Origin of the sequence: Streptomyces sp. NPDC091281, from assembly GCF_044757425.1 — a bacterium.
Lineage (GTDB): Bacteria > Actinomycetota > Actinomycetes > Streptomycetales > Streptomycetaceae > Streptomyces.
On record NZ_JBIVUY010000010.1, the window covers coordinates 340,680 to 363,929 of the forward strand.

Sequence of the window (23,250 nt, forward strand, 5' to 3'; positions counted from 1 at the left end):
CGCCCCGGCTCGGCTCGGCTCGGAGAAGTCCTAGGGCCTGTCTGACAATTCCCGTCGTCGCCCGGAGGGCGGCCGCGCGGCGTCAGGTGCGTGCTCTCGGCGTGCCGGGCGTGGACCCTCGTACTGGACGTACTCGGGTCCGCGCCCGGTGCGGCGAGAGTGCGTGCATGGCGTCGCGCGGCAGACGGGAATGGTCAGACAGGCCCTAGCCGTCCGTCCCGTCCGCCGCCCGCGCCTCCCGCTCCAGGCGGCCGCGGTACTCCTCCCACCAGGCCGGGTCGTGCGAGGCCATGTTGTCCTTGTCCTGGTTCATGCCCACGGCGCCGTCCAGGAGTTCCCGGACGATGTCGGCGTGCCCCGCGTGCCGGTGGGTGTCGGCGATCACCCGGACGACGGCGTGGTGCAAGGTCACCTCGTCCTTGCCGTCCGGCCACCACGGGACGCGGCCGACGGTCTCCAGGGGCAGCGCCTCGACGGTCGCGTCGGCGTGCGCCCAGGCCCGCCGGTAGAGCCCGACGATCGACTCGCGTGACTCGGCGGCGGTCGCCCACATGTCCGCGTTGGCCTCGGCCCCGTCGGCCAGCCAGGGCAGCGCCTCCCCGGACGGCCGCCCGAACGTGTCCCCGAGGTAGCCGAGTTCCACCCCGGCGGTGTGCTTCACGAGCCCGAGGAGGTTGGTCCCGGTCGGTGTCAGGGGCCGCCGTACGTCGTACTCGGACAGCCCGTCGAGCTTCCACAGCAACGCGTCGCGGGCCGACTGGAGGTACGAGCGGAGATCGGTCTTGAAGTCCAGGGCAGTCATACCGTCAGTCTGCCGCCCCCGCGTCAGCTCCGGCCGACGACGACGGCGGCGGCCTGCTCCGGATGCTCCTCCAGCCAGGCGCCGAGCCGCTCACGGACCAGTTCCGCGACGCACTCGTGCACGACGGCGCCGCCCAGTCGGCTCCTTGTGGCGCCCTGGAACTCGGGACGGTCGAGCTTGACCGACACCACGGCGGTCAGACCGGCACCGGTCCAGGTGCCGCCCGGAGCGCGGTCGGTCGCCGCGGGCAGCCGCCGCCCACGGGCGTACGCGCCGACCGCCGCGGCGATTCCCTCGCGGAGACCGGTCAGGTGCGTGCCGCCTTCCGGCGTGGCCCGGCTGTTGGCGAACCCGAGGACGCGCTCCTCGCGGGAGTCGTTCCAGCGGAGGCCCACCTCCACCGTGCCCGCCATGCGGGGAGCCTCGGCCTCGAAGTGGACGACGTCCGGGTGGCGGACGGGCGTTCCCTCGCGTGCGTCGAGGTGGGCGACGTAGTCCCTCAGGCCGCCTGGGAAGTCGAACCGCTCGTGCCACGTCCCGCCTGGTACGGCCCCGTCGTAGCCGTCGGCGTCGCGAGGGCGCTCGTCGGCCAGTGAGAGGGCGAGCGGCCGGTTCAGGAACGCCAGTTCCCGGAAGCGGTCCGCGAGCGCGTCGCGGGAGCAGCGTGCCGTCGGGAAGACGCCGGGGTCGGGCCGGAAGGTGAGGGTGGTCCCGGTTCCCGTGGCCGGCCCCACCGGGGCGGGCGGTGCGAGGGCGACACCGCGCGCGTACTCCTGCGCCCAGTGGACGCCGTCGCGCCGCACCTCGGCGGTGAGGCGGCTCGACAGGGCGTTGACCACGATGAGGCCGATCCCGAGGCGGGTCAGGTCGACCGTGTGCCGGTCGTCGGGCCTCTCCCTGGCGGTCGTGCTGGTCAGGAGCGCTTCGAGGCCGGGCCGACCGGGGTGTCCCGCCGCCTCGAAGGGGACACCGGGACCGTCGTCGCGGACCCGCACGCGGCCGTCCGCCGTGAGGGTGACGTCGACGGTGGTGGCCCGTCCGGCGAGGACCTCGGACACGGACCGGTGAGTCGCCTCGCACACCAGGTGGTACAGGCCGCGCTCCCCGGTCGAGCCCACGTACATCCCCGGCCGCCTCCGTACGGCCTCCACCCCCTCCAGCACCTCGATGCTGCTCGGCCCGTACTCCTCGGCGTGTCCCGCGCTCACAGAGCCCTCGCTCTCCGCGTCATCGATCCCCGCCGCCACCGGCGTCACCGGTGCCGGAGTCCGTTCCGGGTGTTCTCCGCTCGCGTTCCCTCACCCGCGTCCACAGCGCCCGCGCGCGGGCCGCGGGGCCGGGGCCGTCGCCGCGTCTGCGGTGGCCGTGCACGCGCGGGTCGTCCGTCACGTCGTAGCGCTTGACGTACGCGCCGAGGAACGCCTGGAGCGTGGCGACCGCCGGGATGGAGATGAGGGCGCCGACGACGCCCAGGAGGGCGGTTCCGGCGATGACCGAGCCGAAGGCGACGGCGGGGTGGATGTCGACGGTCCTGGAGGTGAGCTTGGGCTGGAGCATGTAGTTCTCGAACTGCTGGTAGACCACGACGAAGACCAGCACCCACAGCGCGTACCAGGGGTCGACGGTGAAGGCGATCAGCATGGGCAGCGCGCCCGCGAGGTAGGTGCCGATGGTCGGGATGAACTGCGACACCACGCCCACCCACACGCCGAGCACGGGCGCGTAGGGGATGCCGAGGACCTGGAGCAGTATGTAGTGCGCCACGCCCGAGATCAGGGCCATCAGGCCGCGCGAGTACAGATAGCCGCCGGTCTTGTCGACGGCGATCTCCCACGCGCGCAGCACCTCCGCCTGCCGGGCGGGTGGCAGGACGGAGCACAGGGCCCGCCGCAGTCTGGGGCCGTCGGCGGCGAAGTAGAACGAGAACAGCGCGATCGTCAGCAGCCGGAAGAGACCGCCGAGGACCTGTGTGGAGACGTCCAGGACACCCGCGGCGCTGTTCTGCGCGTATCGGCGCAGCCAGTCCGAGTGGAGCAGGCCCTCCTGGATGTCGACCCGGCGCAGTTCGGTGTGGAACGTCGTGTTGACCCAGTTGATCACCGAGTCGAGGTAGTCGGGGAAGCCCTCGATCATCTTGATGATCTGTCCGGCGAGCATCGAGCCGAGCAGGGTCACGAAACCGGCGAGGACGACCAGCAGGCCGGCGAAGACGAGGAAGGTGGCCAGGCCGCGGCGCATCCCGCGCGAGGCCATGCGGCTGACGGCGGGTTCGATGGCGAGCGCCAGGAAGAACGCGATCAGGATGTTGAGCAGCAGCCCGATGAGCTGGTGGAAGGCCCACGTGCCCAGGTGGTACGCCGCGAGGAGGGCGAGCGCGAGCACCATCGCGCGCGGCAGCCAGCGCGGCATGCCCGCGCCCGGCGCCGTCCCGGACCCGGCCGACGGCGGGGCGGCCGGGGGCGGTGCGGACGGCGCCGCGCCCGCCGGGGGTGTCGGCGGGGCGGTGTGCGGGGCGGTCGGCCCGGTCTCGTCAGTGGGTGCCACGGCTCAAGTCTCGCCCACCGCACCGACAACCGACGCCACTCGTGCGATCTTCGTACCGGTTCAGCGCTGCTCGGGCGGAACGTTCATCACCGCGCACACCACCCGCCACACGTCCTTGGCCGCCCAGCCGGACGCGAGCGCCTCGTCGACGGTGCGCCCGCCGAGTTCCGTCATCACGTGGTCGCGCGCGAAGGTCTCGGCGTAGCCCGTGCCGAAGTGCTCCGCCATCCGCTGCCAGAAGACCGTCAACCGCATGACACCAGTATCCCGCCCCGGAGAGTGGCCCCCGGCCGGTACCGCCTGGCCGGGGCGGTTTTCGCCCTACGGTCTGACGCATGGCCGAACCCGGAGCATCCCCACTCCCCCCGACGCCCTCGGCGCGCTCCCCGCTCTTCCGCGCCGAGCACTTCGTGTGGCTCACCGCGCGCGTGCTGGAACAGCGCCTGTTCGCGCACCACTTCCTGCACGGCGGCGCCGACCCCGTCGAGACCGCCCTCGACGCCTACCGCAACGACGACGGCGGATACGGTCACGCGCTCGACCCCGACCTGCGCGGTCCCGTCAGCCAGCCGCTGCACGCCGCGCGCGCCCTGCACGTCCTGGACGCGCTGGGCCGCTGCGGCGGGCAGCGCGTGGAACGGATGTGCCGCTACCTCAGCTCGGTGTCGGGCGGCGACGGAGCGGTCGCCGCCGTGCTGCCCAGCCAGCGGGGCTACCCGTCGACTCCGTCGGTCCCCGTGCGGGACGACCCGCCGAGCGACCTCATGGCGACCGGGCCGGTGGTGGGCCTGCTGCACCGCAACGAGGTGTGGCACGCGTGGCTGTTCCGGGCCACCGACTTCTGCTGGCGGGCCGTCGACTCCCTGGACACGTCGTGCCCGCACGAGGTGCGGGCCGCCGCGGCGTTCCTGGAGGCGGTGCCCGACCGTCCGCGCGCGCAGGCGGCCGCGGACCGGCTGGGCCGCCTCGTCCGCGCGCGCGGGCTCGCCGTACTGGACCCGGACGACGGCCCGGTCGACGAACGGGCCGACCGCCGGGACGCGACTCCGGGGGCGGCGGGGCACGACCGCGCCGAGCGGCTGTTCCCGTACGACTACGCGCACACGCCCGCCTCGCTCGCGCGCGGGTGGTTCACCGACGACGAGATGGCCCGTTCCCTGGACCACCTCGCCGCCGCGCAGCAGGAGGACGGCGGCTGGCCGGTGCGCGGACGCGGCTGGGCGCCGGGCACCACCCTGGAGTCGCGGCCGGGGACGACGATCGAGGCCCTGCGCACGCTGAGGGCGCACGGGCGCGCCATCGGCTGAGCGGCGCCCGCACCGGCGGGCGACCGGCCCGCGCCTCCCGCCGACCGGGGACGCACGGGGCCGGTCCCCCGACCGCCCCAGAGCCCGCTCGGCCGGATCTGTCCCCAGCCCCTCCGCTCAGCCCCGCCGACCGCCCCGGTCCTCGACCAGTCCCGTCGGCTGCCTCGGCCCGCTCGGCCGTCTCACCCGCCCAGGGCCCGTACCCCCGCCGTCACCACCACGGCGGCGGCCACGACGAGCAGGAAGGGCGCGCGCAGGACGAGCGCGACGGCGGCCGCGGCGAGCCCGGCGGCCTTCGCGTCGAGCACCAGCGCATGGCCCTCGGAGAAGGTCTGCTGGGCCGTGAGGGCGGCCAGCAGGGCCACGGGCACCAGGGCGGCCAGCCGACGGACCAGCGGGCGTTCCAGGACCTCCGCGGGCACGAGCAGCCCGGTGAGCTTGACGACGTAACAGCCGAGGGCGGTCGCCGCGATCGCGATCCAGACGCTCACCGGTCCCCCTCCCGACCACCGCGTCCGGCGTCCCCGGGCTCCACCGGCCCCTCGGTTCCCTTGCCCGCTCCCGGCGTTCCCGGCTCCCCCGCTTCCCCGGTGGCCGCCGTGCGTCCCGCGCGCGTGGCGGCTCGTCGCCCTTCCGCCCATAGGGCCAGCGGCGCGGCGAGCGCGGCCACCAGGACGGGCACCCCGGCGGGCAGTACGGGCAGGAGGCCGAGCCCCAGGACGACCGCGAGCCCGGCGACCGCCCGTTCGGTGCCCGTGCGCAGCATCGGCGCGAGCAGCGCCAGGAAGACGGCGGGTCCGGCCGCGTCGAGTCCCCAGGCGTCGGTGTCCCCGATGGCCTCGGCGCCCAGGGCGCCCAGCAGGGTGGTGAGGTTCCACAGCACGTACAGGGTGATCCCGGTGACGGCGAAGCCGATGCGCGCGCCGCGCCGGTCGGTCTGGGCCAGGGAGACGGCGGTGGTCTCGTCGATCACCCACTGGGCGGCGAACGGGCGCACCGCGCGCGGGAGGGCCAGCAACTGGGACAGCCGCAGGCCGTAGAAGGCGTTGCGCACCCCCAGGAAGAACGCCCCGGCGGCGGCCGTGAGCGGGTTGCCGCCCGCCGCCAGCGCCCCGACGAGCGCGAACTGGGACGCGCCGGTGAACACCAGGAGGCTGAGGGCGCAGGTCTGCCACACGGTGAGCCCGCTGCCCGCCGAGGTCACCCCGAAGGCGAATCCGGAGAGTCCGACGGCGATGCCGACGCCGAGGGCGTCCCGTACGACGGCGGCGTCCGGTCTCGCGCCGCCGCCGTCCCGTGTGTCCGCGAGTGCTGTCTGTTCTGCCACGCCTCGGACGGTAGGAGAGGCCGCCGCCGCGCGTCTTGTACGTTCTTGCGCGCGCGGGCACCTCGTCCGGGCGCGCGGGGACGCCCTGTTCAGGGGCGGGTGAGCCTCGCGCGCGCGGCCGTCCCGAGGGTCGCTTCCGTGGCACCCGCGGGCAGGTCCCTGCGCTCACGCTGGTAGGCGCCGGGCGGAACGCCCACGATGCGGGCGAAGTGGCGGTTCAGGTGCGGCTGGTCGGTGAAGCCGACCGCGACGGCCGCGTCCGCGGGCGTGGTCCCGGCGTCCAGGAGGCGCCGCGCGTGACGTACGCGCGCGTCGGTCAGCCAGGCGTGCGGCGGCATGCCGTAGGTGTCGCGGAACGCCCGCAGCAGCGCGAACGGGCTGGTGCCGAGGTCCGCGGCGAGCCGCTCCAGGGTGGGCGGCTCGACGAGCCGGTCCTCCAGCACGGCACGCGCGCGTGCCGCGACGCCCGTCCCGGCGGTGGCCACCGGGCGGTCGGGCAGGGCGCCGCCGTTCAGCCGCAGCAGCCGGGTCACGGCGACCCGCAGCAGGGTGTCGGCGGCCAGCGCGTTGCCCTCGTCGGCGGCGCGGAGCACCTGGTGGACCAGTTTGACGGCGTAGGGGTCGTCCAGGACGGGCCGGACGAAGCCGGGGGTGCCGCGCAGGGTGGTCGTCTCGGCGGCGATCCCGGCGACCAGCTCGGGCGACGGGTAGACCGCCCCGTACCGCCAGCCCTCGGGGACACCGGCCCGTCCGGTGTGCGGGGTGTCGGGGTTGACGAGCGCCAGGGTGCCCGCGCCCGCGTACTGGTCGCCGCCGGGGTGCCGGAAGACCTCCACGCCCTCCGCGATGGCGGCGATGACGAAGTGCTCGTGGGTGTGCCGGACGAAGTTCTTCCGCACGTACCGGGCGCGCAGCAGGTCGACACCGGGCAGTTCCGCGTACCGCCAGTGCCGCGCCACCTCTCGGTTTCCAGCCACACCCCATTCTGCGCATCCCCCGACGTACCGGCGCACGCCGGGGCCTCGCCCGCCCTCCGCGACCGGTCGTACGAGGCCGCCCGGCCCGCGTCCGGCCTCGCCGCGACGGGTCGCGGCGGCCGGACCGCATGGCACCGCCGCAGGTCGGAGCGGTTGTCAGTGGCCGGGTGCAGGATGGACGCATGGTCGGCTCTGCGCACCAAGCCCTCGACGGCTTCTCCCCCGCGACCCGCGGCTGGTTCACGGGGGCCTTCTCCGCGCCCACCGCGGCCCAGGCCGGGGCGTGGCGGGCCATCGGCGAGGGCTCGGACGTGCTGGTGGTGGCGCCGACGGGCTCCGGCAAGACGCTGGCCGCCTTCCTGGCCGCCCTGGACCAGCTGGCGTCGGCGCCCCCGCCGGCCGACCCGAAGAAGCGCTGCCGCGTGTTGTACGTGTCTCCGCTCAAGGCCCTCGCCGTCGACGTGGAGCGCAATCTGCGCAGCCCGCTGACCGGCATCCGCCAGGAGTCGGTCCGCCTCGGCCTGCCCGAGCCCGAGGTCAAGGTCGGCATCCGTTCCGGCGACACCCCGCCCGCCGAGCGGCGCGCGCTCGCCACCCGCCCGCCGGACATCCTGATCACCACCCCCGAGTCCCTGTTCCTGATGCTGACGTCCGCCACGCGCGACGCGCTGACCGGCGTCGAGACGGTGATCCTGGACGAGGTGCACGCGGTGGCGGGCACCAAGCGCGGCGCCCACCTGGCGCTCACCCTGGAGCGCCTGGACGAGCTGCTCCCCGCCCCCGCCCGCCGGATCGGCCTGTCGGCCACGGTCCGCCCGGTCGACGAGGTGGCCCGCTATCTCTCCCCGCGCCGCAAGGTGGAGATCGTCCAGCCGGAGTCCGGCAAGGAGTTCGACCTCTCGGTGGTGGTCCCTGTCGAGGACCTCGGCGAACTGGGCGGCTCCCCGGTCGCCGACGGCTCCGACGGCGCCGCGGCGGAGCGCCCGTCGATCTGGCCGCACGTCGAGGAACGCATCACCGACCTCGTCCAGTCCCACCGCTCCACGATCGTCTTCGCCAACTCCCGCCGCCTGGCGGAACGCCTGTGCAACCGGCTCAACGAGATCGCGTACGAGCGCGCCACCGGCGAACCCCTGGACGAGCACCACAGCCCCGCCGAGCTGATGGGCGGCTCGGGCGCGGCCCAGGGCGCGCCGGCCGTCATCGCGCGCGCCCACCACGGCTCGGTCTCCAAGGAGCAGCGCGCCCTCGTCGAGGAGGACCTCAAGGCGGGCCGCCTGCCCGCCGTGGTCGCCACGTCCAGCCTGGAACTGGGCATCGACATGGGCGCCGTCGACCTGGTGATCCAGGTGGAGTCCCCGCCGTCCGTCGCCTCCGGCCTCCAGCGCGTGGGCCGCGCGGGCCACCAGGTGGGCGCGGTCTCCACCGGCGTCGTCTTCCCGAAGTACCGGGGCGACCTGGTGCAGTCGGCCGTCGTCACCGAGCGCATGCGCACCGGCGCCATCGAGTCCCTGCGCGTCCCGGCGAACCCGCTGGACGTCCTGGCGCAGCAGATCGTCGCGATGACATCGATGGACACCTGGCAGCTGGACGACCTGCTGGCCGCCGTCCGCCGGGCGGCGCCCTTCGCGTCCCTGCCCGAGTCGGCGTTCACCGCCGTCCTGGACATGCTCGCGGGCCGCTATCCGTCCGACGCGTTCGCCGAGCTGCGCCCGCGCGTGGTGTGGGACCGCGTCGCCGGGACGATCACCGGCCGACCGGGCGCGCAGCGCCTCGCCGTGACCTCCGGCGGCACGATCCCCGACCGCGGCCTGTTCGGCGTGTTCCTCGCCGGCTCCGACCCGAAGAAGGGCGGCGGCCGGGTCGGCGAGCTGGACGAGGAGATGGTCTACGAGTCGCGCGTGGGCGACGTCTTCACCCTGGGCACCAGCTCCTGGCGCATCGAGGACATCACGCGCGACCGCGTCCTGGTCTCCCCCGCCCCCGGCGTCCCCGGACGCCTGCCGTTCTGGAAGGGCGACCAGCTGGGCCGCCCGCTCGAACTGGGCCGCGCGGTCGGCGCGTTTCTGCGCGAGGTCGGCGCCCTGCCCGCCGAGGACGCCCGGCTGCGCCTGCTCACCGCGGGCCTGGACGCGTGGGCCGCCGACAACGTCCTCGCGTATCTCGCGGAGCAGCGCGAGGCCTGCGGCCATGTGCCCGACGACCGGACGATCGTCGTGGAGCGCTTCCGCGACGAGCTGGGCGACTGGCGTGTCGTCGTGCACTCCCCGTTCGGCGCCCAGGTGCACGCCCCGTGGGCGCTCGCCCTCGGCGCCAAGCTGTCCGAGCGGTACGGCATGGACGCCCAGGTGATGCACGCCGACGACGGCATCGTGCTGCGCCTGCCCGACGCCGACCTGATGGGCCTGGACCTCCTCGACCAGGAGCCGTCGAAGGCGGGCCGGGAGTACGACGCGGAGCAGGCGCCGGTCGGCGCGGCGGACGTCGTCTTCGACAAGGGCGAGGTCGACCAGGTCGTCACCGACCAGGTCGGCGGCTCCGCGCTGTTCGCGTCCCGGTTCCGTGAGTGCGCGGCCCGCGCGCTGCTGCTGCCCCGCCGCAACCCCGGCCGGCGCACCCCGCTGTGGCAGCAGCGCCAGCGCGCCGCCCAGTTGCTGGAGGTGGCGAGCGAGTACGGCTCGTTCCCGATCGTCCTGGAGGCCGTCCGCGAGTGCCTTCAGGACGTCTTCGACGTGCCCGGCCTGGTCGAGCTGATGGGCGACCTGGAGTCGCGCCGGGTCCGTCTGGTCGAGGTCACCACCCCCGAGCCGTCCCCCTTCGCCCGCTCCCTCCTCTTCGGCTACGTCGCCCAGTTCCTCTACGAGGGCGACTCCCCCCTCGCCGAGCGCCGCGCCGCCGCCCTCTCCCTGGACTCGCGGCTGCTCGCGGAGCTGCTCGGCCAGGCGGAACTGCGCGAGCTGCTCGACGCGGACGTCCTGGCCGAGCTGGAGCGCGAACTCCAGTGGCGCGCCGAGGACCGCCGGGTGAAGGACCCGGAGGGCGTCGCGGACGTCCTGCGCGTCCTCGGCCCGCTCACCGACGCCGAACTCGCCGAGCGCGGCGCGGAGCCGGCGTGGCCACGCGAGCTGGCCGCCGCCCGCCGGGTCATCGCGGTACGGATCGCGGGCACCGACCACTGGGCGGCGATCGAGGACGCGGGCCGCCTGCGCGACGCCCTCGGCACCGCGCTCCCGGTCGGCGTCCCGGAAGCCTTCACCGAGCCGGTGAAGGACCCCCTGGGCGACCTCCTGGCCCGCTTCGCGCGCACGCACGGCCCGTTCACCTCGACGGCCGCCGCCGCCCGGTTCGGCCTGGGCGTCGCGGTCACCGAGGGCGCCCTCCAGCGGCTGGCGGGGTCCGGCCGGGTCGTGCAGGGCGAGTTCCATCCGGCCGGTATCGGTCAGGAGTGGTGCGACGCGGCCGTCCTGCGCCGCCTGCGCCGCCGCTCGCTGGCCGCCCTGCGGCACGAACTGGAACCGGTGCCGCCCCCCGCGTTCGCCCAGTTCCTGCCCCAGTGGCAGCACATCGGGCGAGGCCACACCCTGCGCGGGATCGACGGCCTGGTCCGCGCGATCGAACAGCTCCAGGGCGCCTCCGTCCCCGCGTCCGCGCTGGAGCGGCTGGTCCTGCCGTCCCGCGTGACGGGGTACGCGCCCGCGATGCTCGACGAACTCACCGCCGCCGGTGAGGTCGTCTGGGCCGGTGCGGGCGCCCTCCCCGGGAAGGACGGCTGGGTCTCGCTGTACCTGGCGGACGCGGCCCCCCTGCTGCTGCCCCCGCCGCACCCGCTGGAGCTGACGGCCCTGCACCAGGCCGTCCTGGACACCCTCTCGGGGGGCTACGGCCTGTTCTTCCGGCAGATCGCCGACCAGGTCCGCGCCACCACCCACCCCGAGGCGTCCGACCCCCAGCTCGCCGACGCCGTCTGGGACCTCGCCTGGTCCGGCCGCCTCACCAACGACACGGCGGCGCCCCTGCGCGCCCTGCTCGGCTCGGGCCGCACCGCCGGGTCCACCGCCCACCGCGCCCGCCGCACCGTCCCCCGCGGCCGGTACGGCTCCCTGACCGCCGCCGCCCGCACAGCGTCCCGCAACGGCCCGCCGACGGTCGCGGGCCGCTGGTCCCTGCTCCCCGCCACCGAGCCCGACGCCACGGTCCGCGCCCACGCGCTGGCCCGCACCCTGCTCGACCGGTACGGCGTGGTGACCCGCGGCGCGGTCTCCGCCGAAGGCGTCGAAGGCGGCTTCTCCGCGGTGTACCGCGTCCTGTCCGCCTTCGAGGACACCGGCCAGGCCCGCCGCGGATACGTCGTCGAAGGGCTCGGCGCGGCCCAGTTCGCGATGGACGGCGCCGTGGACCGCGTCCGGGCCGTCTCCAACGCCCGCGACCGCGGCGAGGCACCACCGCTCCCCGCCCCGGCCGACCCGGACCCCACCGTTCCGCCCCACATTCCCCAGGACGACGGCGCCCCGGACACCGCCGGAGACACCTGGAACCCCCAGGACACCGACGGCTACAACTTCCCCTCCGCCGAGACCCTCGACGGCGACCTCGCCGCACTGGACGACGCCTTCGCCACACCCCCCGCCCGTCAGGTCCCCGGCGCCCGCGTCTTCCCCGGCGACACCGCCGCCCCGGGCGCGGGCGGCCCCCGCGGCGGCACCCCGTACGGCCCCGGACCGACGGAACCGACAGGCGCGTACGGTCCCGGTGGCTCCCCCAACCGCCGAGGCCGCCGCTCCTCCCCCGCCTCCCGCGCCGTCGTCCTCGCCGCCGCCGACCCGGCCAACGCGTACGGCGCCGCCCTGCCCTGGCCCGAACCGCCGACCGGCGCGGGACACAAACCGGGCCGCAAGGCGGGCTCCCTGGTCGTCCTGGTCGACGGCGAGCTGACGGTGTACATGGAGCGGGGCGGGAAGACCCTCCTGGCCTGGCCCGCCGCCCCGGACCAGGCGGACACCCCGGCCGACGACCCCCGTCTCCCCGACGCCGCGCGGGCCCTCGCGGAAGCGGCACGCGCGGGCGCGCTCGGCACGGTCACCGTCGAACGCATCAACGGCGCCTCCGCCCTGACCTCCCCCCTCGGCACCCTCCTGGAGGGCGCGGGCTTCATCGCGACCCCCCGCGGCCTGAGACTCCGCGCATGACGCACAGGACGCACAGGACGCACGGCACGCACGGCACGCACAGGAGATACCTGCACAGGAGATGGACGACACACGCGAGACAGATGCGCCACCTACGACGCATAGGACCCACGCGACCGACCCATGGCACCCTTTCCCCATGCCCGAAGGTGACTCCGTCTGGCAGGCCGCGGCCCGCCTCCACCGCGCGCTCGCGGGCCGGGAGCTGACCCGCTCCGACCTCCGCGTCCCCCGGCTCGCCACCGTCGACCTCACCGGCCGGACCGTGCTGGACGTCACCGCGCGCGGGAAGCACCTGCTCACCCGCGTCGAGGGCGACCTGACGCTCCACTCGCACCTGCGGATGGACGGCGCCTGGAAGGTCTTCGGGACCGGACAGCGCTGGACCGGCGGCCCCGATCACCAGATCCGCGCGATCCTCGGCGTCGAGGACCGGACGGCGGTCGGCTACCGCCTCCCCGTCCTGGAACTCCTGGGCACCAGCGAAGAGGAGAAGGCGGTCGGCCACCTCGGCCCCGACCTGCTGGGCCCCGACTGGGACCCCGAACGCGCCCTCGCCAACCTGCTCGCCGACCCAGGCCGCGCCCTCGGCGAAGCCCTCCTCGACCAGCGCAATCTGGCGGGCGTGGGCAACGTCTACAAGAGCGAGATCTGCTTCCTGCTCCGCGTCACTCCCTGGCTCCCCGTCGGCGCCCTCCCCGCCGACCTCGCCGCCCGCCTCCCGGTCGTCGCCAAGAAACTCCTGGAGGCCAACCGCGACCGTCCCCAGCGCAACACCACCGGCCACCGCACCCAGGACCTCTTCGTCTACGGCCGCGCCCGCCGCCCCTGCCCCCGCTGCGGTACGACGATCCGCGTGGCCGACCAAGGCGACGGCTCCCGCGAGCGCCCCACCTACTGGTGCCCCACCTGCCAGACGGGCCCCGCCCCGGCTCCGGGATCCCCGGCGGCCCGCCGCATCCGCCCGCACCCCCGCCCCACCGATTGACGGGCCGCCAGGAACGCTCGTACCGCAGCCGTTTGGCCGTTCCTATGGCCGTCTGCACGCCAAGGCGGCCGTGGTCCAGCTGACGCGCACCCTGGCCGCCGAGGTCGGCAGGCACGGCATCCGCGTCAACAGCGTCGCGCCGGGCTGGATACGCACCCCGATGACCGACCACCATCACAGCCCCGCCGCCAAAACCCTCACGGAGGACCACATGGCCCGGCTCACCCCGCCAGGGCTGGCACCGCGGAAGGGCGGGGTGTCCATACCCAGGCAGCGCCCCAGCGCCGCCACCGCGCAGGACCCCCGCGCCTCGCCGCTCCCCCCACTGCTCACTCGGGCCTACCCCCGCCCCTCACGCCACCCTCCGGAGCCTCACCCGGCCCCTCCTCGCCCCGAAGGAGCCCCTGCACCCGCTCCCCCTCCGCCCCCGCGAGCCCCGCACGCCCTCCGCCCCGCCCGCTCCCCTCACCCCGCTCCCCCTGCCAGGCAGCCCCCCACCGCCCCGAGGCCAGCGCCCCCGCGGCCCGCCCTTTGGCGACACAGTGCACCGGGAGCAGGCTGAGCCCCCACCCTCCGGCGGCGACGCTCGCCTCCAGCGGCCCGGTGTCGGAGGCGGCGACGAGCCGGACGACGGCCCACCACCAGACCACGCCCAGCCCGCACGCCACCCCCCGTCGCACGCTCAGCCTCGCCACACCCACCACCTCACCTCACCCGAAGAGCCCACCCCTGCTCACACCACAGGGCCCCTGCTCACCCCAGGGTGGCCGCGCAAGCCGCACGCCCTGCGCGACCACCCCGCGACCACCCCGCCCCCACCCGGACGCAGGCCCGCTCAAGCCGCCGCGTTCTCCGCCTGGAACATCCAGTGGTGCTTCTCCAGGTCGGCCGTGATCCCGATGAGGAGGTCCTGGCTGACCGGGTCCGCCGTCTCGGTCGTCCCGACCCGCTCCCGCATCCGGGTGATGACCGCGCCGAGCGCCGTCACCAGCGTCCCGACCGCGTCCACGTCCTTGACCCAGCCGCTGGAGACGGCGCTGATCCCGCTGCCCGCGGCGACCGTGGAGGCGCGGCCGTCGGGCGAGACACCCAGGGCCGAGGCGCGCTCCGCCACGGTGTCGGAGTGGGTCCGCGCACTGGCCACGACGTCGTCGAGCTGGAGGTGGATGGAGCGGAAGCGGGGGCCCACCACGTTCCAGTGCACCTGCTTGGCGACGAGCGCCAGGTCGACGAGATCGACGAGGGCGCCCTGGAGGGCGTCGGCGACGGTCTTGAGGTCGGTGTCGGAGAGCGGGCTCTTGACTGCGGGCATGGGAACCTCCGGATGATCGAGTCCTGCGGTGCCCCTCCACGATGACCGCCCCGACTACACCCGGCAAACGCACACCAACCACCCGTAACCGACGTCAGGCCTCCGGTCGCCCGCATCCCCCGGTCCACGGGCACGCAAAAACCCCGACCGCTCCGCTCCGGACTCCCGGAGCGGCCCCGGCCGGGGCCCCGACCGCGCCGTACATCTCGCTGTACGGGCAGTCGCCTGTCACATGTCACACCGTGCCGGGCACGGCGTGGATACCGCGCGCCGTCAGGCACACCTCACGCGGCGACCACGTCCACCGCCTCAGCGGGCGCCTTGATGGTCACCCGCTCCGGTGGCACACCGGTCACCGATACGGAACCCAGCATCGGACGGACCGACGCGGGGACGGGCTGGCTGGGGGTGGCCGCAGCCGACTGGGCCAGCTCGGCGAGGGCGAGTTCGTCGCTCACTTCCCGCATGAGCTCGGACATCCGTACGTCCAGCGCGTCGCAGATCGCGGAGAGCAGTTCGGAGGACGCCTCCTTCTGCCCCCGCTCCACCTCGGAGAGATAGCCGAGTGAGACTCGGGCGGACGAGGAGACTTCGCGCAGAGTACGGCCCTGGCGCTGGCGCTGCCGACGCAGCACGTCACCCAGCAGGCGACGGAGCAGAATCATCGGTGGCTCCCTCCTCGGACCGCGTAGCCGCATCCTTCACGCCCCACCGTACCGCCTCGCGCTGCGGCCGTGCGGGGAGCGATGTCGTGTTCACTCAGGGCTGCAAACATCAAAACCCCCCGTTCTGTTCCGTATCCTGTGCCCGCTCGTTCCCGGCCTGTTGGTCCGAGAGGTCCAGCGCCAGCTCCCGCAGAAGCGCGGCGAGTACGCTCCGTACACTCTCTTTACGAATTTCCGTACGGCTGCCGTTCAACCGCAGGGCCTCCACTTTTCCGCCAGAGGCAGAACCGGAACCGGTTCCGGGGGGTCCGTGGACCGCGACGAAGACGGTGCCGACGGGTTGGCCGTCCTGCGGATCGGGTCCGGCGACCCCGGTGGTGGCGATGCCCCAGTCGGCGCCCAGCGCACGGCGTACCCCGGCCGCCATCTCGGCCGCGACCTGCCCGTCCACCGCCCCGCGCACGGCCAGCAGGTCGGCGTCCACGCCCAGCAGCTCGTGCTTGAGCGGGGTGGCGTAGGCCGTGACGGAGCCGCGGAAGGCGCGGGAGGCGCCGGGGACCGAGGTGATCTCCGCGGCCACCAGGCCGCCGGTGAGCGACTCGGCGACGGCGAGCGTCTCTCCCCTCACCGTCAGTAGTCGCACCACCTCGGTGGCCGGGTCGCTCACGCCCGCGTCTCCTCCGTGGCCGCCCCGCGGTCGGCGATGCCCTGTCGGCGCAGGACGATCGCCTGGCGGACGTAGTCGAGGCCGGTCACCACGGTCAGGACGACCGCGGCGGCCATCACCCACCACCGCAGGGTGGCGAGCCAGCCGGTCAGTGCGAGGACGTACATCCCGACGGCGATGCCCTGGGTGAGCGTCTTGAGCTTGCCGCCCCGGCTGGCCGGGATGACGCCGTACCGGATGACCACGAAACGAAGGAGGGTGATCCCGAGTTCCCGGCCGAGGATCACGCACGTCACCCACCACGGCAGATCGCCGAGCGAGGAGAGGCAGATCAGCGCGGCGCCCATGATCGCCTTGTCGGCGATGGGGTCGGCGATCTTCCCGAAGTCGGTGACGAGGTCGTAGGTGCGCGCGAGATGGCCGTCGAAGAGGTCGGTGATCATGGCGATGGCGAACGCGGCCCAGGCCAGGGAGCGCCAGGCCGGGTCGTAGCCGCCGTCGGCAAGCATCAGGGCGACGAAGCCGGGGACGAGGATGAGGCGGAGCATCGTCAGCAGATTGGCGATGTTCCAGACGCTCGCCTGGTTGACGGCGGCCGCGGCGATCTTCCCGCCGCGCGGCCGGGCCGCGTCGTCAGAACCGTCGACGTCGTCGTGCCCGGTTCCGGCCGTGCTGACGTCGTCAGGGGCGACGGCGCCGTCGGCGGGCATGGCCGCCGCGCCCAGCGCGTCCGCCGCGGCGGCGACTCCGCCGCCCGTGCGCGGTGCGCCGTCGGCGTGGGAGAGACCCGCCGGGTCGGCGGCCGGGCCGCCCTGCGCGGGGGCGGAGCCGTTCGCGGCCGACGCCGGGACACCCGTCATCTGTCCGCCTCCTCACTACACCCGATCGAGCCCGGAAGGGGCTCGGCCACCAGGTCGACACCTTCGGTCCCGACCACCTTCGCCTCGACCATAAGGCCGGGGCGCAGACCTTCGCCGGATGTGAGGAGCACCTGGCCGTCCGTCTCGGGCGCCTGGTGGGCGCCGCGGCCGTGCACGCCTTCGTCGTCGACCGTCTCCACGAGGACGCGCACGGTCTCGCCGAGGCGCTCCTCGGCGCGCTGCGAGACAAGTTCCTCGGCGAGCCGGGAGACACGGGCGAGGCGGGCGGCGACGACGTCCTCGTCGAGCTTGTTCTCGTACGTGGCGGCCTCGGTGCCCTCCTCGTCGGAGTAGCCGAAGACGCCGATGGCGTCGAGCCGGGCGTGGTCGAGGAACCGCTCCAGCTCGGCGAGGTCGGCGTCGGTCTCGCCGGGGAAGCCGACGATGAAGTTGGACCGGACGCCCGCCTCGGGGGCCTTGCTCCGGATGGTGTGCAGGAGTTCCAGGAAGCGGTCGGTGTCGCCGAAGCGGCGCATCGCGCGCAGCACGTCGGGCGCGGAGTGCTGGAAGGAGAGGTCGAAGTAGGGGGCGACCTTGGGCGTGGAGGTCAGCACGTCGATCAGGCCGGGCCGCATCTCGGCGGGCTGGAGGTAGCTGACGCGCACCCGTTCCAGGCCGTCGACCTCGGCCAGCTCGGGCAGCAGCGACTCCAGGAGCCGGATGTCGCCGAGGTCCTTGCCGTAGGAGGTGTTGTTCTCGGAGACCAGCATGATCTCCTTGACGCCCTGCTCGGCCAGCCAGCGCGTCTCGTTGAGGACGTCGCTGGGGCGGCGGGAGATGAAGGAGCCGCGGAAGGACGGGATGGCGCAGAAGGTGCAGCGCCGGTCGCAGCCGGAGGCGAGCTTGACGGAGGCCACCGGGTTGCCGTCGAGGCGGCGGCGCAGGGGCGCGCGGGGGCCGGAGGCGGGGGCGAGCCCGTCGGGGAGGTCCGCCGGGGCGTGGCCGGGGAGGGCGACGAGGGAGGCCGACTCCTGTCGTTCCGCCGGGCTGATCGGCAGGAGCTTGCGCCGGTCGCGCGGGGTGTGGGAGGCGTGGATGCCGCCGTTGAGAATGGTCTGGAGGCGGTCGGAGATGTCGGCGTAGTCGTCGAATCCGAGGACGCCGTCGGCCTCCGGGAGGGCTTCGGCGAGGTCCTTGCCGTACCGCTCGGCCATGCAGCCGACGGCGACCACCGCCTGGGTTCTGCCGTGCCCCTTGAGGTCGTTGGCCTCCAGGAGGGCGTCGACGGAGTCCTTCTTGGCGGCCTCGACGAAGCCACAGGTGTTGACGACGGCGACGTCCGCGTGCTGGGCGTCCTCCACGAGCTGCCAGCCGTCCGCCTCCAAACGGCCTGCGAGCTCCTCCGAGTCCACCTCGTTACGGGCGCAGCCAAGGGTGACCAGTGCGACGGTACGGCGTTCAGGCATGGGCTCAAGACTACTTCGTCCCGCCGACACCCCCGGTCTACGGGGTCGTCGCCCCCGGGCCCGCTCACGCGCGCGGGCCCGCCCCCTCCCGGCCGGGGCCGGGGAGGGGCGGCGCGGGGACACGACGAAGGGGCCGGCGCGCTCGCCGGCCCCTCACCCGTACGTCTCCCCGGCGGCCCGCCGTCGGCCGCCCCCGCCCGGCTCAGCCGGCCTGCGGGTCGCCCTTGGTGTACGTCAGGCGCTCGACGGCGCCGGGCTGGAAGTCGTCCTCGATCTTCTTGCCGTTGACGTGGAGCTGGATGGCCCCGGCGTCGCCGAGGACCAGGTTGACCTTCTCGCTGTCGCGGAAGGTCTTGGACTCGCCCTGCTTGAGGAGGCCGTCGAAGAGGAGGCGTCCGTTGTGGTCCTTGGCGGAGATCCAGCTGCGGCCGTCGCTGGCGGTGACCTGGACGGTGACCTTGTCCTGCGGGGCGGCGGCGATGGCGCTGTCGGACGGCTCGGGGGTCTTCTCGACCGGCTTCTCGCTCTTCGGCGTGGGCGAGGCGGGCGCGCTGCTGGAGGGGGCCGTGCCGTCGGCGACGTCCGAGGCGCCGTCGTCCCCGCCGCCCTTGACGGCGCTGAAACCGACGAAGCCGATGACGGCGACGATCGCGGCGACCATGGCGGCGGTCCAGTTCGGTCCGCGCCGCTCGGGGCGGATGCGTTCCGCCTCGAAGAGGGGCGCGGCCGGGGTCGGCGCGGGGCGACCGCCGTGGGTGGCGTCGAACTGTTCGATCAGCGGCGCGGGGTCGGTGCCGACGGCCTTGGCCAGGGTGCGGAGGTGGCCGCGGGCGTAGACGTCGCCGCCGCAGGGCGTGAAGTCGTCCGCCTCGATGGCGTGCACGATGGCGATCCGGACGCGGGTGGCACCGCTGACGTCGTCGACGGTGAGCCCGGCGGCGATGCGCGCCTGCCGCAGGGCGGTGCCGATGGAGGGGCGGGAGGCTTCCGAGGGGTCGGGGTCGCCGGGCGTGCCGGTGACGTCCGAGACGTCGGAGACCTTGCCGAACGGACGCTCGTTCTCAGGGGAGTTGCTGCCGATGGACACGGGGGCGCCTTTCGAGCGTGTAGCCACCTGTGCTGGAGGTTCAGTCTAGGGGGGGTACGAAAGGGAGGGGCAACCGGGCGGTGGTGTTTGTACGCCAATCGGTATGGCCGGACAGACCGACGGCGGGTCAGACGGAACCCCAGGTCGGGGCGCGCCTGTCCACTCGCTCAACTGGACGTGCGCCGAGGGGAAACGGTTGCTCACCGCTCTCTAACGGGTGAGTCACGGATACCCGCCGCTCCCCGGGTCACGCCTCCTGGGCCGGCGCCCGCCCCGACGGCGCGCGACCCCGGGGACGTCTACCCGTCGGACTCGCCGCGGATCACCGCGAGGACGCCGTCCAGCTCGTCGGGTTTGACGAGGACGTCACGTGCCTTGGAGCCCTCGCTCGGGCCGACGATGTTGCGGGACTCCATGAGGTCCATGAGCCGTCCGGCCTTGGCGAAGCCGACGCGCAGCTTGCGCTGGAGCATGGACGTCGACCCGAACTGGGTGGAGACGACCAGTTCGGCGGCCTGGCAGAGCAGGTCGAGGTCGTCGCCGATCTCCTCGTCGATCTCCTTCTTCTGCTTGGTGCCCACGGTGACGTCGTCCCGGAAGACGGGCGCCATCTGGTCCTTGCAGTGCTGGACGATCTGGGCGACCTCGGCCTCGGTGACGAAGGCGCCCTGCATACGGGTGGGCTTGTTGGCGCCCATCGGCAGGAACAGCCCGTCGCCCTTGCCGATGAGTTTCTCGGCGCCCGGCTGGTCGAGGATGACGCGCGAGTCGGCGAGGGAGGAGGTGGCGAACGCGAGCCGGGAGGGCACGTTGGCCTTGATCAGACCGGTGACGACGTCCACCGACGGCCGCTGGGTGGCGAGGACGAGGTGGATTCCGGCGGCGCGCGCGAGCTGCGTGATCCGCACGATCGCGTCCTCGACGTCCCGCGGGGCGACCATCATCAGGTCGGCCAGCTCGTCGACGATGACCAGCAGATAGGGGTACGGCTGGAGGTCGCGCTCGCTGGCCTCGGGCTTCTTGACGGTGCCTTCGCGGACGGCCTTGTTGAAGTCGTCGATGTGGCGGTAGCCGTAGGCGGCGAGGTCGTCGTAGCGCAGGTCCATCTCGCGCACGACCCACTGAAGGGCCTCCGCGGCCCGCTTGGGGTTGGTGATGATCGGCGTGATGAGGTGCGGGATGCCCTCGTACGCGGTCAGCTCGACGCGCTTGGGGTCGACCAGGATCATCCGGACGTCCTCGGGGGTCGCCCGCATCATGATCGAGGTGATCAGGCAGTTGATGCAGGACGACTTGCCGGAGCCGGTGGCGCCCGCGACCAGCATGTGCGGCATCTTCGCGAGCGAGTGCATGACGTAGCCGCCCTCGACGTCCTTGCCGAAGGCGACCAACATCGGGTCGTCGTCCTCGGCGGACTCGGCGAGCCGCAGCACGTCACCGAGGTTGACCATCTCGCGGTCGGTGTTGGGGATCTCGATGCCGACGGCCGACTTGCCGGGGATCGGGCTGATGATCCGCACGTCCGGGCTGGCGACGGCGTAGGCGATGTTCTTGGTCAGGGCGGTGATCCGCTCGACCTTCACGGCCGGGCCGAGTTCGACCTCGTAGCGGGTGACCGTCGGGCCGCGGGTGAAGCCGGTGACGGCGGCGTCGACCTTGAACTCGGTGAAGACGGTGGTGAGCGAGGCGACCACGGCGTCGTTGGCGGCGCTGCGCGCCTTGCCGGGGCCGCCGCGGGTGAGGAGGTCCAGCGACGGCAGGGCGTAGGTGATGTCGCCGGAGAGCTGGAGCTGCTCGGCGCGCGCGGGCAGGTCGCGGGGTGCCTCGGGGGCCGACTTGGTCAGGTCGGGCACCACGCCGGGCGCGGACTTCTCCTGCCGCGGCTTGTCCTGCGGGAGCTTCTCCGGGCGGGGCCGCCCGGCCGGGGCCGGTACCGGGGTGGGTGTGGTGGGCTCGCGCTCGCCCGTGCCGACGCCCTGGGTGAGGTCGGCGACGACCCGCGAGGGCGGCATGCCGTGCAGGACGGCGCCGTCGAGGTCGGCGGCAGCGGCGGCGGCGATGTCCACGGCGTCCATCCCGCGGTCCGACGCGGGTTGCGGCACGGCGGAGCGGCGGGGGCGGCGGCGCCGGGCGAGGGCGTCCTGCTCGGCGGTGTCGGGGTCGTACTCCGCGGGCGCGCCGGGCCGCCGCCGGGAGCGGGGCGGCAGGGCCTCGCGCCACTGCTCGTCGTAGCGTTCGTCGTCGCCGCCGAACTCGTCGTAGTCGTCGTAGGCGTCGTCCCGGTCGCGCAGCACGCCGAGCCGCACCCCGAGCTGCCGCAGCCGCTGCGGGATGGCGTTGACGGGGGTGGCGGTGACGACGAGCAGCCCGAACACGGTGAGCAGCACCAGCAGCGGTACGGCGAGGACCTCGCCCATGGCGTACGTGAGTGGGGTCGCCGCGGACCAGCCGATGAGGCCGCCGGCGTCCCTTATGGCCTGCATGCCGTCGCTGCGGGCGGGCGCGCCGCACGCGATGTGGACCTGGCCGAGGACGCCGATGACGAGCGCGGACAGGCCGATGACGATGCGGCCGTTGGCCTCGGGCTTCTCCGGGTGGCGGATGAAGCGGACGGCGATGACGGCGAGGAGGATCGGCACGAGGAGGTCGAGGCGGCCGAAGGAGCCGGTGACCAGGATCTCGACGAGGTCGCCGACGGGTCCGCGCAGGTCGGCCCAGGTGCCCGCGGCCACGATGAGGGCGACGCCGAGCAGCAGCAGGGCGACGCCGTCCTTGCGGTGGGCGGGGTCGAGGTTCTTGGCACCGGTCCCTATGCCGCGGAACACCGCGCCGACGGCGTGCGCCAGGCCGAGCCAGACGGCGCGCAGCAGGCGCAGCACCCCGCCGGTGGGGCTGGGCGCCGGTCGGGGGGCGGGCTTCTTGGCGGGGGCCTTGCGGGCGGGCGCCTTCTTGGCCGGGGCTTTCTTGGCGGCCGCCTTCCTCGCCGGAGCCTTCGCGGGAGCAGCGGCCTTCTTGGCGGGCTGCTTCTTGGCTGCGGAGGGACGTGAGGCCATGGGTGTGAGGTTACCGGGGGAGACAGCGGCGGACACGTGTGCCCACTGCTTCACCCGTTCGTGTCGCGCCGTGTGAGGCGCCGAACTGACGGCCGGTCCCGCGCGGCTGACGCACGCTCACACCCGACTCCCGTGGTCCCGGGCGTCGTACGCGCCCGGTCGGGTCAGGTCTCCGGGTGGGAACGGTCAGGTCTGGGTGGGGACCGAGGCGGGGCCGCCGCCCCCGGTGCCGGGCTCCAGCGCGTCCAGCGCCCGCCGCAGGCCGGTCAGTTTGCGCTCCAGGTGGGCGGCGGTGGCCACCGCCGCCGCGTCCGCCGACTCGTCGTCGAGCTGCTTGGACAGGGCCTCGGCCTGCTCCTCGACGGCCGCGAGCCGCGCCGACAGTTCGGCGAGCAGTCCGGGGGACTCCTTGGGACCGCCGACGGCCGCCTTGCCGCCGCCCTCCAGCTGGAGGCGCAGCAGCGCCGCCTGCTCCCGCAGCTGGCAGTTCTTCATGTACAGCTCGACGAAGACGGAGACCTTCGCGCGCAGCACCCACGGGTCGAACGGCTTGGAGATGTAGTCGACCGCGCCCGCCGCGTAGCCGCGGAAGGTGTGGTGCGGCCCGTGGTTGATCGCCGTCAGGAAGATGATCGGGATGTCCCGGGTCCGCTCGCGCCGCTTGATGTGCGCGGCCGTCTCGAAGCCGTCCATTCCCGGCATCTGCACATCCAGCAGGATGACCGCGAAGTCGTCCGTCAGCAGTGCCTTCAGCGCCTCTTCCCCGGACGATGCCCGCACCAGCGTCTGATCGAGCGCCGAGAGGATCGCCTCCAGCGCCAGCAGATTCTCCGGCCGGTCATCGACCAGGAGGATCTTGGCCTTCTGCACCATGGCCCGCCCTCCTCGCCCCGGCAGTGCACCGGGCGCCGCCCCTGGGGACGACTCCATTGCGCCGCCCTTCCTTGTGCCGGTCATGGTAGCCGCACCCCGACCGCCGCCACACCCTGTCACCGTGATGTCACAGTGC

19 protein-coding genes are annotated in these 23,250 nt (G+C 74.1%); 4 read left to right on the forward strand and 15 right to left on the reverse strand.

Translation table 11 applies throughout. The annotated features are described in order from the left end of the window. Positions 1-205: 205 nt before the first annotated feature. The 4 genes from ACIQPQ_RS25940 to ACIQPQ_RS25955 are packed head-to-tail and all read right to left on the reverse strand — an operon-like array spanning position 206 to position 3,601. The gene (locus ACIQPQ_RS25940) at positions 206-802 is read right to left on the reverse strand and encodes a DinB family protein (protein ID WP_401307866.1); all 597 of its coding nucleotides are present in this window, start codon (positions 800-802) and stop codon (positions 206-208) included. A 23-nt stretch (positions 803-825) separates the two neighbouring features. Continuing rightward, positions 826-2,010 carry an ATP-binding protein gene (locus tag ACIQPQ_RS25945; protein ID WP_401307869.1) on the reverse strand — a complete coding sequence of 395 codons (1,185 nt, stop codon included), beginning with the start codon at positions 2,008-2,010 and terminating at the stop codon, positions 826-828. Positions 2,011-2,029: 19 nt separating this feature from the next. Next, on the reverse strand, positions 2,030-3,346 hold the full coding sequence (locus tag ACIQPQ_RS25950; RefSeq protein ID WP_401307872.1) for an AI-2E family transporter: 1,317 nt from the start codon (positions 3,344-3,346) through the stop codon (positions 2,030-2,032). A gap of 60 nt (positions 3,347-3,406) precedes the next feature. Next, on the reverse strand, positions 3,407-3,601 hold the full coding sequence (locus ACIQPQ_RS25955; RefSeq protein ID WP_401307874.1) for a DUF3046 domain-containing protein: 195 nt from the start codon (positions 3,599-3,601) through the stop codon (positions 3,407-3,409). Between the two features lie 80 nt (positions 3,602-3,681). Here ACIQPQ_RS25955 and ACIQPQ_RS25960 point away from each other — a divergent pair, with 80 nt between their 5' ends. Further along, the gene (locus ACIQPQ_RS25960) at positions 3,682-4,653 is read left to right on the forward strand and encodes a hypothetical protein (RefSeq protein ID WP_401307877.1); all 972 of its coding nucleotides are present in this window, start codon (positions 3,682-3,684) and stop codon (positions 4,651-4,653) included. 182 nt (positions 4,654-4,835) lie between these two features. Here the strand turns inward: ACIQPQ_RS25960 and ACIQPQ_RS25965 are convergent, their stop codons facing one another. The 3 genes from ACIQPQ_RS25965 to ACIQPQ_RS25975 all read right to left on the reverse strand — a co-directional run bounded on the left by ACIQPQ_RS25965 (position 4,836) and on the right by ACIQPQ_RS25975 (position 6,957). Then, the gene (locus ACIQPQ_RS25965; protein ID WP_383779042.1) at positions 4,836-5,144 is read right to left on the reverse strand and encodes an AzlD domain-containing protein; all 309 of its coding nucleotides are present in this window, start codon (positions 5,142-5,144) and stop codon (positions 4,836-4,838) included. Then, positions 5,141-5,980: an AzlC family ABC transporter permease gene (locus tag ACIQPQ_RS25970; RefSeq protein WP_401307881.1), complete on the reverse strand. Its 840-nt coding sequence runs from the start codon at positions 5,978-5,980 to the stop codon at positions 5,141-5,143. The genes ACIQPQ_RS25965 and ACIQPQ_RS25970 overlap by 4 nt, the downstream gene beginning before the upstream one ends. Before the next feature lie 89 nt (positions 5,981-6,069). Then, positions 6,070-6,957, reverse strand: coding sequence for an AraC family transcriptional regulator (locus ACIQPQ_RS25975; RefSeq protein WP_401307884.1), 888 nt, complete (start codon positions 6,955-6,957; stop codon positions 6,070-6,072). A 182-nt stretch (positions 6,958-7,139) separates the two neighbouring features. On the opposite strand from ACIQPQ_RS25975, the gene ACIQPQ_RS25980 reads away from it, so the two are divergent. The 3 genes from ACIQPQ_RS25980 (at position 7,140) to ACIQPQ_RS25990 (ending at position 13,693) form a co-directional block, all read left to right on the forward strand. Next, on the forward strand, positions 7,140-12,143 hold the full coding sequence (locus ACIQPQ_RS25980) for an ATP-dependent helicase (RefSeq protein ID WP_401307887.1): 5,004 nt from the start codon (positions 7,140-7,142) through the stop codon (positions 12,141-12,143). Positions 12,144-12,282: 139 nt separating this feature from the next. Continuing rightward, positions 12,283-13,131: an Fpg/Nei family DNA glycosylase gene (locus tag ACIQPQ_RS25985; RefSeq protein WP_401307893.1), complete on the forward strand. Its 849-nt coding sequence runs from the start codon at positions 12,283-12,285 to the stop codon at positions 13,129-13,131. A gap of 70 nt (positions 13,132-13,201) precedes the next feature. Beyond that, positions 13,202-13,693: an SDR family oxidoreductase gene (locus ACIQPQ_RS25990; RefSeq protein WP_401307896.1), complete on the forward strand. Its 492-nt coding sequence runs from the start codon at positions 13,202-13,204 to the stop codon at positions 13,691-13,693. Between the two features lie 273 nt (positions 13,694-13,966). Here the strand turns inward: ACIQPQ_RS25990 and ACIQPQ_RS25995 are convergent, their stop codons facing one another. The 8 genes from ACIQPQ_RS25995 to ACIQPQ_RS26030 all read right to left on the reverse strand — a co-directional run bounded on the left by ACIQPQ_RS25995 (position 13,967) and on the right by ACIQPQ_RS26030 (position 23,114). Next, positions 13,967-14,443 carry a Dps family protein gene (locus ACIQPQ_RS25995; protein ID WP_401307899.1) on the reverse strand — a complete coding sequence of 159 codons (477 nt, stop codon included), beginning with the start codon at positions 14,441-14,443 and terminating at the stop codon, positions 13,967-13,969. A gap of 284 nt (positions 14,444-14,727) precedes the next feature. After that, positions 14,728-15,108, reverse strand: coding sequence for a helix-turn-helix domain-containing protein (locus ACIQPQ_RS26000; RefSeq protein WP_190150275.1), 381 nt, complete (start codon positions 15,106-15,108; stop codon positions 14,728-14,730). Between the two features lie 109 nt (positions 15,109-15,217). Beyond that, positions 15,218-15,775: a CinA family protein gene (locus tag ACIQPQ_RS26005; RefSeq protein ID WP_401307902.1), complete on the reverse strand. Its 558-nt coding sequence runs from the start codon at positions 15,773-15,775 to the stop codon at positions 15,218-15,220. Next, on the reverse strand, positions 15,772-16,635 hold the full coding sequence (gene pgsA, locus ACIQPQ_RS26010; protein WP_401307905.1) for a CDP-diacylglycerol--glycerol-3-phosphate 3-phosphatidyltransferase: 864 nt from the start codon (positions 16,633-16,635) through the stop codon (positions 15,772-15,774). The genes ACIQPQ_RS26005 and pgsA overlap by 4 nt, the downstream gene beginning before the upstream one ends. Continuing rightward, positions 16,632-18,101, reverse strand: a complete 1,470-nt coding sequence (gene rimO / locus ACIQPQ_RS26015; RefSeq protein ID WP_401307908.1) for a 30S ribosomal protein S12 methylthiotransferase RimO — start codon at positions 18,099-18,101, stop codon at positions 16,632-16,634. Before rimO ends, pgsA begins: the two co-directional genes overlap by 4 nt. A 202-nt stretch (positions 18,102-18,303) precedes the next feature. Then, complete coding sequence (locus tag ACIQPQ_RS26020) at positions 18,304-19,188, reverse strand: helix-turn-helix domain-containing protein (RefSeq protein WP_401307910.1); 885 nt, start codon at positions 19,186-19,188, stop codon at positions 18,304-18,306. A gap of 299 nt (positions 19,189-19,487) precedes the next feature. After that, a complete protein-coding gene (locus ACIQPQ_RS26025; protein WP_401307912.1) occupies positions 19,488-22,241 on the reverse strand; it encodes a DNA translocase FtsK in 2,754 nt (917 codons plus the stop codon). Between the two features lie 186 nt (positions 22,242-22,427). Beyond that, positions 22,428-23,114, reverse strand: coding sequence for a two-component system response regulator (locus tag ACIQPQ_RS26030; RefSeq protein WP_383779058.1), 687 nt, complete (start codon positions 23,112-23,114; stop codon positions 22,428-22,430). Positions 23,115-23,250 lie beyond the last annotated feature (136 nt).